The sequence below is a fragment of the Bartonella tribocorum CIP 105476 genome, from assembly GCF_000196435.1.
GTDB classification, from domain to species: Bacteria; Pseudomonadota; Alphaproteobacteria; order Rhizobiales; family Rhizobiaceae; genus Bartonella; species Bartonella tribocorum.
Genome location: NC_010161.1, coordinates 2082524 through 2100940, shown reverse-complemented (window position 1 = coordinate 2100940; position 18417 = coordinate 2082524). Strand labels below are relative to the sequence as shown.

The 18417-nt window shown below is 41.6% G+C and carries 14 protein-coding genes and 1 pseudogene; 14 read left to right on the top strand and 1 reads right to left on the bottom strand.

Annotation, left to right across the window (positions count from 1 at the left end):
• Positions 1-116: 116 nt before the first annotated feature.
• Positions 117-511, bottom strand: a pseudogene (locus BTR_RS13860) (hypothetical protein).
• An 861-nt stretch (positions 512-1372) separates the two neighbouring features.
• Between BTR_RS13860 and BTR_RS09255 the strand changes: the two are divergent.
• The 14 genes from BTR_RS09255 to BTR_RS09180 all read left to right on the top strand — a co-directional run bounded on the left by BTR_RS09255 (position 1373) and on the right by BTR_RS09180 (position 17144).
• Positions 1373-1693 (top strand): hypothetical protein, encoded by a 321-nt coding sequence (locus BTR_RS09255; RefSeq protein WP_038473981.1) that lies wholly within the window; start codon positions 1373-1375, stop codon positions 1691-1693.
• A 1003-nt stretch (positions 1694-2696) separates the two neighbouring features.
• Positions 2697-4058, top strand: coding sequence for a PBSX family phage terminase large subunit (locus tag BTR_RS09250; RefSeq protein WP_012232278.1), 1362 nt, complete (start codon positions 2697-2699; stop codon positions 4056-4058).
• Positions 4043-5905, top strand: a complete 1863-nt coding sequence (locus tag BTR_RS09245) for a portal protein (RefSeq protein WP_012232277.1) — start codon at positions 4043-4045, stop codon at positions 5903-5905. The genes BTR_RS09250 and BTR_RS09245 overlap by 16 nt, the downstream gene beginning before the upstream one ends.
• 8 nt (positions 5906-5913) lie before the next feature.
• The gene (locus BTR_RS09240; protein WP_038473978.1) at positions 5914-6129 is read left to right on the top strand and encodes a hypothetical protein; all 216 of its coding nucleotides are present in this window, start codon (positions 5914-5916) and stop codon (positions 6127-6129) included.
• Between the two features lie 222 nt (positions 6130-6351).
• A complete protein-coding gene (locus BTR_RS09235; protein WP_012232276.1) occupies positions 6352-7125 on the top strand; it encodes a hypothetical protein in 774 nt (257 codons plus the stop codon).
• A 148-nt stretch (positions 7126-7273) separates the two neighbouring features.
• Positions 7274-7567 (top strand): DEAD/DEAH box helicase family protein, encoded by a 294-nt coding sequence (locus BTR_RS11975; RefSeq protein ID WP_049776858.1) that lies wholly within the window; start codon positions 7274-7276, stop codon positions 7565-7567.
• A 362-nt stretch (positions 7568-7929) separates the two neighbouring features.
• The gene (locus BTR_RS09225) at positions 7930-9048 is read left to right on the top strand and encodes a N4-gp56 family major capsid protein (RefSeq protein ID WP_012232275.1); all 1119 of its coding nucleotides are present in this window, start codon (positions 7930-7932) and stop codon (positions 9046-9048) included.
• Between the two features lie 81 nt (positions 9049-9129).
• Positions 9130-9825, top strand: coding sequence for a phage adaptor protein (locus BTR_RS09220; protein WP_012232274.1), 696 nt, complete (start codon positions 9130-9132; stop codon positions 9823-9825).
• 835 nt (positions 9826-10660) lie between these two features.
• Positions 10661-12124, top strand: a complete 1464-nt coding sequence (locus BTR_RS09210; protein WP_012232273.1) for a hypothetical protein — start codon at positions 10661-10663, stop codon at positions 12122-12124.
• A 337-nt stretch (positions 12125-12461) separates the two neighbouring features.
• Complete coding sequence (locus tag BTR_RS09205; RefSeq protein ID WP_171815230.1) at positions 12462-12944, top strand: hypothetical protein; 483 nt, start codon at positions 12462-12464, stop codon at positions 12942-12944.
• The gene (locus tag BTR_RS09200) at positions 12941-14080 is read left to right on the top strand and encodes a tail fiber domain-containing protein (RefSeq protein WP_012232271.1); all 1140 of its coding nucleotides are present in this window, start codon (positions 12941-12943) and stop codon (positions 14078-14080) included. Before BTR_RS09205 ends, BTR_RS09200 begins: the two co-directional genes overlap by 4 nt.
• Entirely contained in the window at positions 14077-15081 is a 1005-nt protein-coding gene (locus BTR_RS09195; RefSeq protein WP_012232270.1) for a phage tail protein, read from the top strand. Before BTR_RS09200 ends, BTR_RS09195 begins: the two co-directional genes overlap by 4 nt.
• Positions 15082-16245: 1164 nt before the next feature.
• The gene (locus tag BTR_RS12725) at positions 16246-16626 is read left to right on the top strand and encodes a hypothetical protein (RefSeq protein ID WP_145972902.1); all 381 of its coding nucleotides are present in this window, start codon (positions 16246-16248) and stop codon (positions 16624-16626) included.
• Between the two features lie 65 nt (positions 16627-16691).
• Positions 16692-17144, top strand: a complete 453-nt coding sequence (locus tag BTR_RS09180) for a hypothetical protein (RefSeq protein ID WP_012232268.1) — start codon at positions 16692-16694, stop codon at positions 17142-17144.
• Positions 17145-18417: the final 1273 nt, after the last annotated feature.

The following is an 18417-nucleotide window of genomic DNA, read 5'->3' as shown; positions in this document are numbered from 1 at the left end:
CATAAAAGCAAAAAAAACAATGCGCTTTTGCCTATTTGTAATTTTGACATTATTTTCCCCTCACGCGCTTAAATCAAGATGTCTCGTAATATATACAATACGATAAATGATACAAGTCATATTTTTGTAAAATCTTCGAGATCTATATGATATTCTTTCATAAAAGTAATTTTATTTCCTTTGAAGAATAGGATTGGATTGATCCAATATTGATTAGGTAATTTTGGTTTTAAAATTCCTTTTTGTATGAGCTCTCTTAAACCATTGTGAAAAGTTCTGTCGACCATATCGTGTTTTTTTCATTAACGCCTCCATCAAACCAAATTAGAGTAATACTATTATTATTTTTATTTTCTGTCTTATTAGATTGACACTCCTCTAAAACAATTATCAAAACACGATGACCTGTACGAGATAAATTAAAAACTTTTTGGATTCCATTAGCAAAGATTTCAGATTTTTTGAGAAAAGGATTTTTATACGGTAAAAATTTTTGCTTTCGCAAGTTTATCCTAGCAAGCCATAAAACACTGCTTTTTTGGGTGTGGTGTTCGTTGGGTAATGTAAATGTAAGGGCTTGCCTATGAAAGTGGGGGGTGGATATTTTAGGGCAGGATTTGCAGGATGGGGAACACTCTTCTTTGAGGGGGGATGACCATATAAAATAATTAGCAAGCCGCATCTGCTTTAAGCGAAGCTGGATTTTTATAGACTGTTGTTTACAGGCGGCGTAGGGATGGCGGTTTTTGAGTTTCGTTTGGCGCCTTCTGTAAAGATGCAAAAGCGTAAAAACGTGGGTCCGTAAGATGAAGCGGAGAATTTATGCGTTGTGGGGGCTTTTGTTGTGCTAGGAAATGTCGCGAGAAAATAGGGGGCGGAGAGTGTAAAAAGGCAAAAAGTGGAGAGAAAATAGCTCTCGCTCTTAAGTTGCCATGAAATATTGTCTTCTGAGGGGTGGTGATAACCATATGAAGTGGTTAGAAGAAAATTCTGCTAGAAAAGTCATGTGGTTTACAGATTTGTGTTTATAGTGCAGTGCGGGCTGGCTGTTTGAGCCTTTCGTTGGGCTATTCTCTGTAAAGATGGTAAAGCGTAAAAATGTGAATCTGTAAAAAATGAAGAGGAAATTCAAGGAGCTGGAGAATTTACACGTTGTGTGGGCTTCTGGTCGTGTTTGTTGCCCTTTTGTGAGGGCATGGAATGGGATGAGAGGTTTGGGGGTGAAGGTTTCAACATTATGGCAGATTTTGGCTTGTTGGGGGTGTGTTTTTACTTTTTTCATTGTTGAGTGCTTTTGAAGGTTCGTTGCTGATTTTCATGACATTTTTTCATGGCATGGAATTGGTTTTTCTTTATTGGAAGGAACATGATGATGGCTGAGAAAAATTGTCTTCCCTTACGTCGAAAAGGGCGGAAAAAAGGGGCTTTGAATAAAGCAACAAAGCGATTTAATGAAGCCTTACTTACAGCCGCTGAACAGGCTGGATCTCAGTATGGGGAGGATGGGTTGGTATCTTATCTTCAATATCATGCGCTGAATAATCCCGTGCCTTTTTTTTCACTGCTGGCAAAAGTTTTGCCTCTTCAAGTGACGGGAGAAGCAGGGGGAGAGGTCAAAACAATTTCGCGGATCGAGATCGTACCCGTGAAGCCTAAAAATACCGAACCGGAGAAGCGGGATTTTGAAGCGTGAGCCTGCGGAAAACTGAGGTTTGTGATAGTGGAAAATGTTGCGTGGAAGTGGATGATGGGGGATGTCCTCTTGGGCGCTGCTTTGGGGGGATGATGTGTGAGGGCGTGTATCGAAGTGGATGAACCTTTCAAGAGATTTTGGCAAGAGATCTGGGCTTGGTACGTAAGGGGACATGGTTGTGATGCTTGAAAGGCGCGGGGGAGAGCGCTTGATGCACTCTGCCGTTTTGAATTTCTTGTGAAGGTTTGTCTTTTCTCGTTATTGAAGGGGCGGAGAGGTCAAAACAATTTCGCGGATCGAGATTGTATCCGTGAAGTCAAAGGGGCTCCAATCGGAGAAGCAGGATTTTGAAGCTTGAGCCTGCGGAAATTCAAGCTTGTGATGCTTGGAAAATGTTGCGTGGAAGTGGATGATCGGAGATGTCATCTTGGCAGGGGGAGCTGCTTTGGGGGATGATGTGTGAGGGCGTTTGAAGCAGAAGATATCGTGCTTGTAGGTGTTCGTGATACTTAAAGCGGGGGCTTTGGATATTTGGGTATCTGGGGGTGGTGGTACGAGATACCGTTTTGATGGATGAGGAGCGTGAAATTTAAGATGGTGTGCTTTGGTGGGATCTTTGAGGCATAGATCAAGTGTAAGGCTTGGGGATGAAGCGGTGCGGGGCATGAGATTGGAAGATGGTGTGCTTTTAAGGGCTTTTGTGTGAACGTGGTGAAATGGGGGCGGATACCGTGCTTTTGTGGGGGACAGGGGTGCGGTGTTTCAAGGGGGCAGGGCTTTGTGCCTTGGGGGGCTTGAGGGGTTGGGGTGTATGGCGGGGGTAAGGTGATCTGTCAAGTGGGATCTCATGCAAAAAAGGGGAATGCATTGAGTATCAGGAGGAAGAGAAGATAAAGCAGTGCTTTTGAGACGAGCTTTTTTCGTTAAATTTCATTAAGATAATTAAACTTGGCATCATCAAAAATGTGACACCCAATTGTTTCTAAAGTAATTAAAATTGATCATGACAATTGTTCAGAAAATTTCTCAAAAAATCGGGCAGAAAACGGCTCAAGTGGCTCTTATCCCAAAGCTTATTCCTGTCTTTACGGGACAAGCCGATGTGCGGGCGGCTTGGGGAGGACGGGGCTCTGGAAAAACACGGTCTTTTGCTTTGATGTCAGCTGTGGTGGGATATCGCCATGGAATGGCAGGAGAACGCGGTATTATTCTTTGTGCGCGACAGTTTCAAAATTCTCTCAATGAGAGTTCTTTGGAAGAAATTAAACGCGCAATTGAAGCTTACCCTTTTCTGCAAGATTATTATGAAATCGGCGATAAATATATTAAATCAAAAGATGGACGCATCGCCTATGTGTTTGCGGGGCTTGATCGAAATATTGCGAGTATTAAGTCTATGGGACGGGTGTTCCTTTGCTGGGTTGATGAGGCAGAGCCGGTAACCGAGACGGCTTGGCAAACGCTTATTCCAACTTTGCGCGAAGAGGGAGACGATTGGAATGCAGAATTATGGGTCACTTGGAACCCATATCATGAAAATGCCCCCGTGGAAAAACGTTTTCGAAATGTCGATAATCCCAATATCAAAGGCGTGGAAATTAATTGGCGCGATAATCCCAAATTTCCCGAAAAACTTAATCGAGATCGATTGAGCGATTTGCAGCAAAGACCAGAGCAGTATAACCATATTTGGGAAGGGGGATATCTCCAAGCTGTGCAAGGCGCTTATTATCAGAAATGTCTGCTCGAAGCCGAAATGGAAGGGCGCATTACCACCGTTCCACGTGATCCTTTGATGCAGGTGAGAATCTTTTGGGATATCGGGGGAACGGGAGCAAAGGCCGATGCTACTGCCTTGTGGGTCGCGCAATTTGTGGGGCGGGAAATTCGCGTGCTCGATTATTATGAAGCCCAAGGGCAACCGCTTTCTGAGCATGTGGGGTGGGTCTTTCAAAGGGGATATGAAAAGGCTCTCATGGTCTTGCCCCATGATGGCGCGACAAAAGATCGTGTCTATAATGTCAGTTTTGAAAGTGCCCTGCAACAAGCTGGTTTTCAAACCAAAATCATTCCTAATCAGGGAACGGGCGCTGTGAAAATGCGTATCGAAGCCGTAAGGCGTTTGTTTCCTGCTCTATGGTTTAATCGTGACACAACAGGTGCGGGGAGAAAAGCACTCGCTTGGTATCATGAAAAGCGTGATGAACAGCGTAATATCGGTCTTGGCGCTGAACATGATTGGGCAAGCCACGGGGCCGATGCCTTTGGTCTGATGTGTGTGGCTTATGAACAGCCCCATGTCCGCCCTAAAAAAAATACCTATCGCTCTTCTCACCATTCTCAAACTTCATGGATGGCTTTTTAATGAATATACTTACAGATTCTTCTTTTTCTTCTTTTGATCAAATCGAGACGCTTGAACATCAAGCACTCTTTAAAAAACTCGTAGGCTGGTATCAGGATGATATTGCGCATGTGGAAAAATGGCGAAAAAATGCCCAAGAAGACTATGATTTTTATAATGGGCGGCAATGGAATGAGCAAGACTTGGCTGTCTTGAACGAACAAAACAGACCGGTCATGACTTTTAATCGTATTGCGCCTTTGATTAATGCCGTTATTGGGGCTGAGCGCAATAATAAAAGACAAGTCCAATTTATTCCACGACAAGAAGGGGCAGCCTTTGCAAACCAGATTCTAACAGGGGCAGCCGAATGGTTTCGCGATGAAGCTGATGGGGAATATGAAGATTCCGATGCTTTTCAAGATGCGATTATTTGTGGAATGGGCTGGACAGATACCCGCCTTGATTATGAAGAAGATCCGCAAGGAAAACCCATTATTGCGCGACTTGACCCTATGAAAATGGTCTGGGATGCGAGTGCTGTTAAGTCTAATCTCATTGATGCACAACGCTTATGGTATATTGATGAAAAGCCTTTAGAAGTGGCTCAACAAATGTTTCCCCATGTTCATTGGAGCGATCTTCATGCCGATTGGGTGAAACATCAGAGTTTTTTACACCCAACCAACAATGGGACACAACCTTATCAAAGAGAGGGGGAATATCAAGCAGGGAGAGAAGAGGGAACAAGCTATCAACGCCCTAAAATGGTGACATTGGCAGAATGTCGCTGGTTTGAACGTGAGGTGGTTTATAAAGTGCTTGAGCCGCAAAGTGGAAAGTTTATTGATTATTCAGAGCAGGATTTCCAAAATTTAAGTAAAGCCTTTCCGAATATTCAAGCAACACGGTTGATGAGAAAAATTGTCAAACGGGCATTTTTAGGCAGAAAGTTGCTTGACGCACCCGATAAGCCTTTGGTCCCCGCGGGGCAATTGGGATGGGAATGTATTACCGGTACTTTTGATAAGTTAAGCCGGCAATTTTACGGGCTTGTGCGCCCTACAAAAGATCCACAACGGTGGGCAAACAAATATTTTAGTCAAGTGATGCATTTGCTCAATAGCCAATCAAAAGGCGGGATTATGGCAGAACGTGATGCTTTTGATGATGATCGACAAGCTGTCGAGAGTTGGGCTAGAGCCGATAGCATTACTTGGTTGAAAAGTGGAGCTGTGTCTGGTGGAAGAATCCAGCCTAAGCCCGTGGCACAATTTCCGCAAGGTTTTTTCCAATTGTTTAATGAAGCAAAAAGCGCTCTCGAGCAAGTGACGGGGTTGTCTTCTGAATTTATTGGGACGCGCGCTGTTAATCAGCCTGGTATTCTTGAACAACAACGGCGACAATCATCCCTTAATCTGTTGGCTTCCTTTTTTGATGGTTTGCGTCGATATCGACAACGACAAGGGAAAATTATTCTTTATCTTATTCAAAATTATCTGTCCGATGGGCGGTTGGTTCGTATTGCTGGGGATGAAAATGCACAGTATGTTCCTTTGACACGCGAAATGGTGACAAGTTTGGAATATGATATTGTCGTGGATGATGCTCCAACGAGTCTGAATGAAAAAGAGCGTACTTTTGCATTGATCATGCAATTGCTTCCTTTGATGCAAAATTTTGCAACACCAGAGATTATGCTCGATCTCTTACGCTATTCGCCTTTACCCGCCTCCCTTATTCATAAAATTGCGCTAAAGGCGCAAAACGCTCTTCAAGAAGAGCAAAATGCTGCAGCACCGATGGGGATGCATGGAGGAGCAGAGCAGATCATGCAGATGTTGCAGACAGTCAATGCCCAACAATAAGGGGCTTTATGAATAGGGGGCTTTGTGATGGGCGATCTTGGATGATCTTTATCAATGGGCGGGTGATTATCTCTATAATTTCCATAGCACAGTGTTGCTTATGTTGTGCAATGTCGTCTCTCTTTGGTTCAGAAGAGCTGTTTTGTTGGACAGTCTGTTTTGGGGCAGAAGCAGAGAAGAGACGGTGTTTTGGTGTCATGGCAGGGGAACATGGTGGGGAATGATGGGAGCAGAAAGAGCTTGTCGATTTCCATAGTTCACTTTTGTAGGGCTGTGTTGTTGGGGGAGAAGCAGAGAAGAGATGGTGTTTTGCCGTCATGTGAGAGGGAGCATGGTGTCGATATGCTGGAGCCCAAGTGATGGAAGGGCATTGGGGCTCAATGCGCACAAACTGTTTTATCTGAAAAATTTAATTTTATTGTTTAAAAAAAGAAAAGGCTAACGTCATGGATCAAGAACATTTAACCCCAGAAGAACAAAACCATTTGAAACAAGACTTTCTTACCTCAACACAAGAGGGAGAAGAGGGTGAAATTGGAAGAGAAGCAAAAACTTTGGAAGAAAATTTTCAAGGACAAAGATTTCAACAACAGCCATCTTCTCAAGAAGGCGGAAAAGAGGTGCAGGGGGAAGAAAATGCGCCGCCAGATCCGCAAAAGGACTTTATGGGCTATATGCAATGGTTGGGAAAAACACTGCAAAAACAAGAGCTTTTACATGAAAAACAACAACTTTCCCCTGTTCGCGAAGCAGAACAGTTGCAGGCGTTCTATCAGCAGTCGGTTGCAAGCGTTAAACAAAAGCACTATGATTTTGATCAAGCAGCCGATTTTATTTATGAAACGCGCGCGAAACAGTTGGCAGCTTTTGCTTCGCTCTATCCTGAGCTGGCCGATCCCCAAAATATTGACGCAAGGATTGGTGATGAATTGAAGCAGATCTTGCGCGATTGTGCGCAAAAAAATCAAAATCCGGCTGAAGTGATTTACACGATTGCACAAAAAATTGGCTATACAAATGTTCCCAATACCATGGGGGAAAATTTACAAGAAAGACAAAATTCTGCCCGGACACTGGCTGCTTATAACGGCTTGATGCCAAATGGACCAATTTCTTTGGATATGCTGGATAAAATGTCAGAAGCGGAATTTAGCACTTGGGTTGCTGATCCTAAGAATAAAGCGGCTTTTAATCGTTTAATGGGTGGCAGAGAATTTTAAAAACAAGAATGTAGCAGGTGTCTTTTGCGGAAACGTGAGGGGTTTTGGGTGCATGAAATGCGTGGGGTGTCTTTTGCGGGACATGTGAGAGGGGTTCTGGTGCATGAAATGCGTGGGGTGTCTTTTGCGGATACGTGAGAGGTTTTGGGTGCATGAAATGCGTGGGGTGTCTTTTGCGGGACATGTGAGAGGGGTTCTGGTGCATGAAATGCGCGGGGTGTCTTTTGCGAGACATGTGAGAGGGGTTCTGGTGCATGAAATGCGCGGGGTGTCTTTTGCGAGACATGTGAGAGGGGTTCTGGTGCATGAAATGCGTGGGGTGTCTTTTGCGGGACATGTGAGAGAGGTTCTGGTGCATGAAATGCGTGGGGTGTCTTTTGCGGGACATGTGAGAGGGGTTCTGGTGCATGAAATGCGTGGGGTGTCTTTTGCGGAAACGTGAGGGGTTTTGGGTGCATGAAATGCGTGGGGTGTCTTTTGCGGGACATGTGAGAGGGGTTCTGGTGCATGAAATGCGTGGGGTGTCTTTTGCGGATACGTGAGAGGTTTTGGGTGCATGAAATGCGTGGGGTGTCTTTTGCGGAAACATAAGAGAGTGTGGGTGGCGCGGGGAAGAGAGGGGATTTCTCAAAGCACAGATGTGCTGAGGAGAGCTCTTACTTAGGGGGAGAGTGGGAGGCGAGAGGCTAACAGAAACAAAACACACGAGAACAACCTATTCACCATCTGAAATGAAATGTGGTGTTTTGAGCGCTCGGCGCTTTGCCGGGTTTTTTTTATGTCAATAAACTTTTCGAGGATAAAATGACTGTAACTTATATCGGACTCAATGACCCAATGGCAGTGCGCACATGGTCTAAACTTTTAAATCAAGAAGTCTCAAAAGCAATCCCAATTGCACCGTTGATTGGAAATGATTCAAACAGTATCGTACAATTAAAGGATGAAACCACGAAAGCAAGTGGGGATGCCATTAGCTTTAATTTGCGTGTCCAGTTGCTCGGTGATGGGGTGAGTGAAGGGCAGACATTGGAAGGAAATGAAGAAGCTTTACAGTTTCTCAATGATCGCTTGGCAATTAATGAACTCGTTCATGCGGTGCGTGTCAAAAATGAGGGCACCATTGATCAACAACGCATTCTCCACGATTTGCGCACAGAAGCAAAAAATGGGTTGGTTGATTGGTATGCGGATCGTCTCAGTATGATGTTCTTCATTCAAGTTTGCGGATATACCGCAAAAACCATTAACTTTGAGGGACGCACAATTACTCTTAAACCCGTTCATTATGGGTTTAATGCCCCAACGGCTCCAACCAATAAACGCGTTTTGCGCCCTAATGGAAAAACAAAAGATGAAGATTTAAAAGAAAATGATACTTTTGATCTTGATCTGGTTGATAAAGCTGTTGAACGAGCTAAATTGGCAAATCCTAAAATTAGACCCGTGCGGATCGATGGGGAAAATGTCTATGTGCTTTATCTTCATCCAACCCAAGTGACGCAATTGCGAACCAATACAGATGCGGGACAATGGCTCGACATTACTAAGGCAATCTATAGCGGAAGCCGTATCAAAAATCCGCTCTATGATGGATCTTTGGGAATGTATAATGGTGTCGTTTTACGCGAAGCTGAACATATTACCGAAGGGGTCGAGTCTGGAACGGCAAATAAAGCTGTCCCCAATGTGCGTCGTGCGGTGCTGCTTGGGGCGCAAAGTGCTGTAATCGCTTTTGGGAAAGATCGAGGCGCAACACGCTATAAATTGGTCGAAGAACTCTTCGATTATGAAAGAGAATTCGGGGTCGCGGCAAAAACCATTATTGGAATGAAAAAAACCTGCTTTACCTTGCCAGGAAGTTCGCAAGGGGTTCAGGATTTCGGCACAATCGTTATCCCAACTTATGGAGCGCCTGCTTAAAGCGAATGCTTGCTCACTTCCCCCAACAGATTCTTCTTGTTGGGGGAAAATTTAAAATACTTCCAGAAAAAGGACAGGCTTATGACCGCTTTATCCAGTGATCCTAACAAGCGCGATCTTACACATTCAAACCGCTCGCAAACTTTTGCCTCTATGGTCGCGCTGATTCAAGATGAAATTGACGATACAACAGCTGAATATTCTCTGCAAATCCAAGATTCTATTGTTACAGCTTTGCGCTTGTGTGAACGCGAACCCTTTTTCTTTAATGAAAGGAGAAAAAGCACCTTCAAAACACAAAGTGAAAAAACATGGTATGGACGAGAAGAAGGCGTTTTTATTGAATCAGAAAAGGGTTTGGAGGATGTCTTTTTAGTAACAAAGAATGCAACACCAACAAAGTTGTTCTTTAAACCCGTTGAAGTGTTGCATCAACAATATGGTAGGCATCCTGAGTTAGGAACGCCATTCTTTTATACCACCCTTGATCAAAAAATAGGACTCTTTCCAACACCAGAAAGTGTCGAAGATGTACAACTTTCGTATACTCCTGTTTATGTTAGCAATGAACAGTTGAAAGAGGACAATAATCCCTGGTTGATTTATGCTTTTGATCTCATTAAAGCACGGGCAAAATATGAACTTTATAAAAATATCCTTAAAGATCCTGAATATGCTGCCGTTTCTTTTAGAGATTTTCAAGAACAGCTTCAAGCTTTGCGTATTGAAACATCTCGTCGAAAAGGTTCCTTAAAAATTCGTCCAATGAATTTTTAAAAGTTTTTTTCTAATCCCTTATCTTCAGATTGGCGTTGAAAATTAGAGCAGTGCTTATGCCTCGATGAGCTTTGGAGACTGAATTCGTGTTGGTATCTCGATTGGTGCTGAGAACCAGATTGGCATTGAGGGGCGGGTTTTAAGCGAGGAGCCGCTTCTGGGGGCAGTGGATGTTGATATTTTTGAGTTTTTCAATTTTGGGTTGTGTATTATGGGGCATGCTCTCGTTTTAAAGGCTTTTGTGGTTTCAATGAGCAAGCCTTTGTCCCTTGATTATGCTGGACTCTTCAAAAATTTTATAGAGAGTTTTAAGGCTTTTTTTTCAATACTTGAGGTTGAGGCTGGCATTTAAAGAGTGTGGGTGGTTGATTGTGATTGGGTAGCTGGTGAGAGCTGTGGGCTTGCCATGATCGTGTGGTCTTATTTTTCTCGAGGCGCGTGTCAACTTTGGGTTGTATATTGATGGGATTTTATGCCTTTAAAGTTTTGTTCTAGGGGTGTGTTTCTCATCAATCAGCTTTGGTGTTTTGAATAACACTGCGCTTTTCAGATATCTTATGGGGGCATCTTCTGGGGGGCTTGAAGGCTTTTTTTCAATACTTGAGGTTGAGGCTGGCATTTAAAGAGTGTGGGTGGTTGATTGTGATTGGGTAGCTGGTGAGAGCTGTGGGCTTGCCATGATCGTGTGGTCTTATTTTTCTCGAGGCGCGTGTCAACTTTGGGTTGTATATTTATAGAATTTTGTGCTCTTAGAATTTTAAGGGCTTTTTTTGGTTTCAATGAGCAAGCCTTGGTGTTTTGGCACTGGGTGCTTGAAACATTTTAGGGGGGCTTGATGGCTTTTTTTCCAATCGCTGATTATCGACCCGATGTGGCGGATATCAATGGAATTTTTACCGATGAACTTGTCAATGTGCTCCCGGCGGATGGTTCTTATATCCCTATGCCAAGTTTTGAACCTTTGTCAGAGCCATGTCTGGAGCCCATTTTAGGCGCTCTTGCGGTTAAAACAAAAAATGGGGTTTCTATTATTGTTGGGACAAGAGAAAAAATCTTCTTGCTGGATAACACAACAATGAAGTGGAAAGATATTAGCCAAAAAGGAAAGGCTTATCTGGCGAATATCGATGCCCCGTGGTCTTTTGCTTTGTTTGGTGATTTTATTATTGCGGTGAATGCCAATGATAAACCACAAGTGATCGATATTATTCATGATAAAACATTTAGAAACTTGGGGGGAAATCCACCACAAGCGGGGATCGTTCGCGTCTGGGGAGATTTCGTCTGTTTGATGAAATTAACCGAACATCCAAGACGGGTGCATTGGTCTGGACTTAATGATGCAGAATTTTGGACCGTGGGAAAAAAAAGCTGTGATTATCAAGATTTTCCTGATGGCGGTTTCGTGCAAGGGGCGACGGAGACAACAAATCCAATTATCTTTATGCGTTCTGCAATCTATGCTGGTTCTTTTATTCCTGGCTCTAAGATTATTTTTAGTTTCCAAAAAATCCACGATAAACGAGGCGCAAAAAATGCTGAATCGATTGTTTGTCGCGGAGATTTGGCATTTTTTGCTGATGAGGGCGGTTTTTATCAAATAACCAATGACGGACAGATTATACCCATTGGCTTTGAAAAAGTGGATCGAACCATGACTGCAAAATCAAGACAGAGTAATCTGTATACCATGTCTGCGGCGATTGATGGCGTGTATAATCGTGTTTATTGGATGGTCGATAGCGATGAGAGCCTCCATAAACGTATCTTGCTCATTTATGATTGGGGATTGCAAAAATGGACAAAAGCTCTCGTGGATATCAAAGTGATTTTACCCATTTTCTTATCTGGAACAACTCTAGAAGGTCTCGATTTTGTCGCTAAAAATATTGATGATTTGTCCTTTTCTCTCGATAGTAAAGCTTGGAAAAATGAATCGCCTATTCTGGGAGCCTTTGATCAAAAGGGTAGACTGGGGTCATTTTCTGGTTCTCCTATGGCTTGTGTGGTGACATCACAAGAAATGGGGCAGACAAATGGCATGATAACACGGGTGAAAAATATTATGCCTCAAGTCAATAGTGGAAAGTTTTATTTGTCTGTGGGAATGCGCTTTCGACAATCTCTTGAAGAAGAAACGGTTTGGTTACCAGAAAAACAGCCTTCTCATAATACAGGACAAATTCATTGTCGCGCAAGGGCACGGTTTTATCGCTTTAAATTGCGCATTCCTGAGGGGATGAATTGGTCTCATGTCACGGGATTTGATGTGGAGTTGATGCCTGCCGGCATGCGATAAGCATGCCATAATAATTAAAAGAACTGTGCGATAGCCAAGCCATAATAATTAAAAGAACTATGCGATAAGCCGTGCCCTTATAATAAAAGAACTATGCGATAAGCCAAGTCGTGATAACCAGAGAATACCTGCGATAGCCTTGTCCTTATCCTCAAATGCTTTCTTATGATATGGAAAAATAGTTTGCATCATGTTTTTTTTCTATAAAAAGTTTTCTCTTCCTTTTGACAAGGGGGCCGGGGGGAGATGATGGGGGCTTTTCGGTTTCTTCTTTTTGAAAGGTGGGCGGTAAGCATGGAATGGGTGAAGTCTGCCAGGGGGGATGTTCTTAAAGGGGATGCGTGAAAAAGTGAAGAGAACTAAAACCATGATGCAAGATCGTCAAGATTTGTATTCTGCTCATTTAACAGAGCAATGGCCATGGGAAAAAATAGCACCTTATCAAGAGGCACTTAATGGGGCATTTAAAAAATATGCTCAACGCTTTCCTGATGATGTTTGTCTGGAAAAAATTGCTGAAGAAATCGCAACAGGACAAGCCCAATTGTGGCTGGTCTTAAAAAATAAAATCCAATTTAGTGCTTTTGCAATAACCAAAGTTGAAAGTGCTCATACGGGGAAAAAATGCGTCGTTCTCTCAGATCTTGCTGGAGAGGGAGGACTGGAACTGGTCAAATTGATTGATGAGGTCGAAAAATGGGCGCGAAAAATCAACGCTGAAGAAATACACATGTTTGGAAGAATTGGATGGGCGAAAAGGCTCGCTCATCACGGATATTCTCGTAATCTTATTCAATATAGAAAGGTTCTGGGGCCATGAGTAGAAAAAAAACACCTCAAGTGCAGACGACAACACAAACAAATGCACCACCCGCTTGGGCGGCGGATATTCTTAAACAAGCCAGTGCAGATGCACAGGGGCTTTATAAGAAAGGAATTGGCGGAAACGTTTATCAGGGAGAGCGCGTTGCTGGTCTTAGCGATATGACAAAAAATGCGCTGTCCGGTTTACAACAAGCCGCAGGGCTTTATGATAATCCTGGGGTAACCCAGTGGTTAAATGCACCAACCAACAGTGCTGCAAATCTTTCCAGTATGGCGAAGGGAAATTGGATTGGAAGCAATAGTAAGTTTAATGCTGCATTGCAAAATGCTCTGAATAAAACTTCTGATGCGATTAATCAATCGATGTCTGGGGCAGGACGCTATGGTTCGGGGGCGCATACCGGCGTGCTTGCCGATGAGTTAGGCGCTTTGGCAACAAATGCTACAGCACAGCAATATAATCAAGATATTCATAATATGATGAACGCAAACCAGATGATTGATCGCTCTCAACATGATCAGGTTAATGCGGCAAATGCATATTATCAAGGACAGAGTAATGTGCAAGGAAATGCTCTGAAAGGGGGGATGATTCAAGATATCAACCGTCAAAATATTTTAGATGCTGAGCGTCAAAAATGGTCAGAAAAAGATAATCAAGATTGGAACCGATTGGGACGTTTGTTACAGGTAGGAACACAGGCTGCGGGAAATTACGGGACAACTTCAGGAAAATCTACAATAATACCTTCTGTAACAAAAGATCCATTGCGGGATGCGCAGCAAGTGCTGGGATTGGTCGGCGGAATTCTAGGGCTTTGTGATGTGAGAGCAAAAGAAAATATTATCCCTATGGGTAAGAAAAAAGGATATCCTCTTTACACCTTTAATTATAAGGGAAATCCACAACGTTATCAAGGTGTTCTGGCGCAAGACGTGTTGCGTGTGAAGCCTGAAGCTGTTTTTATCAATGCAAAAACAAAATTACTCCATGTGGATTATGATAAAATAGGTTTGAGAATGGAAAAAATGAGAATGAAGAAAATTCCGGCTTCTAAAAATAAAATTGCGGCTTTCTTTTCTTCCCTCTTTGCTCGCCTTTCCTTTTTGCAAAAAGAGTGTCTTCTATGAGTTCGATTTATGATTGGTCAATCATCGCATCAGAAAATGCTTATGTTGATGAGAGTATAAACTGGGCTGAAGGGCAACCGCCAAGTTCAGTCAATGATAGTGCGCGCGCTATGATGCAACGCATCAAGGAATATTTGTTGGATAACGGGGGTGGGATTGAAACACAGTTTACGGTTGATAGGGAGAACAAGAAAACATCCCTTCGTTTGGCGACAAAGTCTTTTTTTGAGACTTATATAGATGGCATTGTTGTGCGCTTTAAAGCACAAGGCGTCAATAGCGGAATAACAAATGTTTCTTTAAATCAGTTGCCCCCAAAACCAACTTATATGGCAACGCCCGAGGGGATTGTGCCTTTAAAAGGGGGAGAAATACAAAAGGGGGCGCTTTATGAGATCGTCTATACGCGTGATATTGCTGGGAAAAATGCTGATGGCTGGTTTTTAACCAATCCTACCATAAAACTTCCAGAAATTCCGCCCTTTCCTCCTTTGCCTGAATCTTTTTCACCTGGGTTTATTGGAACTTTTGCGAGTGAAAAAATACCATCCGGATGGTTGCTGTGTGATGGTAAAGAATATTCACGAAAAAACTATGCCAATCTTTTTGCTGTTCTGGGGGAAACATGGGGAAAAGGAGATGGGAAAACAACATTTAATGTTCCCGATTTGCGGGGGATGTTTTTACGGGGGCTCGATAGTGGAAAAGAAATTGATAAAGGACGCCTCTTGGGAAGTCGACAAGAAGAGTCTTTTAAATCTCATACCCATGAAGGAAAAACAGATTCGACAGGGAAACACCAGCATAGTTATCCAACGATTAAAAACGATATTCTAAGGTACAAACGCGAAGATTATAAAGGATATGTAGCTGTAGTGTATAAGACAGATACTTTGACAGAGCCTGCGGGAGAGCATGAACATAAGGTCTTGTTGCAAAAAACAGGGGGGGATGAAACACGCCCCGTCAATATGGCAGTGGTTTATGCTGTCAAAACTTGAGAATGAAAGCTGTGTGAGAGAAAGATAAAAATGGTTACAAAATGTTTGTTATGAAAAAAAGTCTTATTGAATATATTGTGTAGAAAACCTAGAGGCGCTCTTGAAAAAAATGAATCCTCTTTATGATGTTACTTTTTATGCAGCTTTAAAGATCACGTTTGCCTCTTGCTCTTTAGATAATTGAGGCAGTGATCATTGAGAAGAGGAGAGTAAAAGAAAGAAGAAAATCTTCCTTTATTCATAGAATTTGTTGCTGAGAAGTCAAAGACTTTATCCAATCTCTCCTTTCTCTTGTTGGTGCGTGATGCATTGTTTAGGGTGATGGGTTTAGAGCTCCAAGGGGCGATGAAAAAAGCTTAAGGATAAATTTCTTCTCTTATGCCTTATAGGCCGTAAAAGAAGATCATTAAAATACTGTCATTGAGGGTGATGATATCTCGTCAGATAGTTTGTTGATCCATTGCGTATTAAAGATATGAGCAAATCTTCAGTGCAGGATTTGCTCGTAGGGCTTAGAGTTCATAGAGTTTTATGGCAAGTGCAACACATCAATGATTAGCAGATAAAATCCTTGTCAGAGCTGTTGGATTGTTTACAAACTGTTGAGGGGGGTAAAATCTTCGTCCTTTGAGATGTTGGGAAGGCAGACAACGAATATGTTTAATATCTTTAAAGAGTTGAAATGGTGGGGAACGGGGCTGTCTCTCTTTTTTTCAAAGTGGGTGCTCTGTTTGTCAGAGCAGGTTGGTGATGTGTTGAAATGCGTGGTTGCGTCCTCGAGCTATTCTTTGGCAAATGACATTTTGTATTTGTCAGGCAATTTCTTGAAACCGGATGAGCGTGAGACAAGAAAATCTGTAAGATAATCATTGATCCCGTTGTGTCGTAAAATATCATTTTTTGAGGGGCGGTTAAAACTTCATGCAGGGGATGCTTTTTAATGTGTGGGGTAAATAGGTTTGTTTGTAGAGCCTTATGAAATCTCCTCCTTTGCGCTGTGGTGATATCGAGCATTTGAAGGGGGAATCTTTCAGTGGAATTTGCTAGACTAAGAAGCCGGATTGTTTGCAGACTATTGTTTATCGATGGGCATTGTTTAAAAGTGGGTGGGGGGTTAAAGATCGGTGAAGTTTGCTTTGTCTTGTTGGGAGAAGCCGACAAAGCATGCAATGTCATTATGCATTTTTTAGGGTTTCAGGGGGTAAAATCACCATTTTAGGTGAAAAAACAGAATATAATTTAAAAAAATATCTTGAAAAAAATTTCAATGAGGCAATTTTTTCAAAAGCCTTGAATACAGTTTCCTACAGTTTCCTACAGTTTCCTACAGTTTCCTACAGTTTCCTACAGTTTCCTACAGTTTCCTACAGTTTCCTACAGTTTCCTACAGTTTCCTACAGTTTCCTACAGTTTCCTACAGTTTCCTACAGTTTCCTACAGTTTCCTACAGTTTCCTACAGTTTCCTACAGTTTCCTACAGTTTCCTACAGTTTCCTACAGTTTCCTACAGTTTCCTACAGTTTCCTACGGTTGTCTGCGGAATGAAAGAGCTGTGCAAAGGAAAACGATATTCAAATGGCTCTATGGAGCTGTTCAAAAAGGGGGATATAATGGCACTTTTTCCATTTTCTATTGCTGATATTGATGATCCGGAATGTATTCGTGTGGTGCTTTATGCCAGCGGAAGAATGGGACATGCTCCTTTAAATGCATTGTTGAAAAAAACATATGAAGATATGACAAAAATTTCAAAGCGCATGGATGCTTTAGAAAAAAAATTAAATATGCTTGATCTTGCCAATGGCAAACAGAAACAAAATGCCAAAAAAGATGATCAAAGCAATATGAACACTATTGTGAGCGGTGGAATAACCGACATTAAGGTGAATGCAGCAGCAGCTATTGATATAGAATCATCTGTGGAAAAGAGCAGTGTTGTTTCTCAATTTACATCAATGAAAATGCCAGAAATATACAGAAGTGCTCATCAAAACATTAAGGTTGAGTCTTCTAGAGGTGTTTCTTCTTTGTTTAAAAATAAAAATAGAAAAAAGGAAACGTAACGGTATGCGTGTGTTGAACCTATAGATAAGATAAACCTTATTTATATTTTCGCTGGGGGGAATTGTTCTGGGGGTGAGATGTTTTTAAAGATGTCAAAAATTGATAGAGAGTGCATCTTGAAAAAGAGAAGCATTGTTGCCGGAAAGTTTATCGTGATGTTTTTGAAAAGTTGAAGGCGGATGATGAGGGCACATAGATATACTAAGGTTTTGGAGTTTACAGAGAAAGAAGCCTTACTCAAGTAGAAACGCATGGCAAAAGAAGAGTTTGCAAAAGAAAAAAGTTCTTGCAACAATTTGAAAAATCTTGTGAATAGAACACGCCATGGTTTTAAATCTATAAAAATTTGCCGTTTTTATCTCTTTTTTAAGGAGAAAAATATCAATTTGTCATAAATTTAATTTGTTAAAAGTCCTATAAAAAGAATTTTTTAATTTCCAAAAGGATCAAAGTAGAAAAATACCGATAAGAAAAAAATGCGTATCGTTGTGTTTTTTCTTATAAGGAAGAGAAAGGGTGTGTGGTTGGAGCAGGCTTGCGTTACCCTTGTTTTCCTATCATACAATGGTGTACAAGGTTGCAACAGCCCTTGCATTAAGACAGTTTATAAGAGCCATTTTTAGTCCTTTCTTGTACAGTTTTTATCCATATGGCCCTCCCTGCTTATGACGTGCAAACGAATGGTTTTGGTTGATTCAAAATAAACAGGTTTGAAAATGAGAGAATCTTACGTTATTCGGGGTCTCTCATTAAATATATAAAAAAAACGAACAATCCTTATAAAATCAATTCTTTGTGCTTAAATAGGATGTTTACGCGTGGATCATTTTAAGAGAAATCAACAAAGCGTTTGATTTATTAAATACATTTTGTTTTCAAGGTATGCTTTACTACAAACGACACATTTCCATAAAAAGTCATTATTTTTCATACAGTTAAAGCTAACAGAGAGATAAAAAACTTTTTAGTCAAACGAATGCTCTTATAAACAGTGTTTTCAGCGCTCATTTTTTATACTTATCTTTGGATAAGTGTTATAAATATAATTAAAAATCTTGCGAGAATATACATTTTGTGTATAAGTACTTGTTATTGATTTCTTTTGTACTTTATTTTAATTATATCTCTATTCATAAGCCGCACCATTAAATGGTGCGGCTTTTTTTATTGTATCACAAATGGAGCGCTATATCTTTGTTATTGGGATGGTTTTAAATACTTTTTCTATTGTTCTTATCATTGTATTTTATGGTGTCCTTTTACAAGGAAATC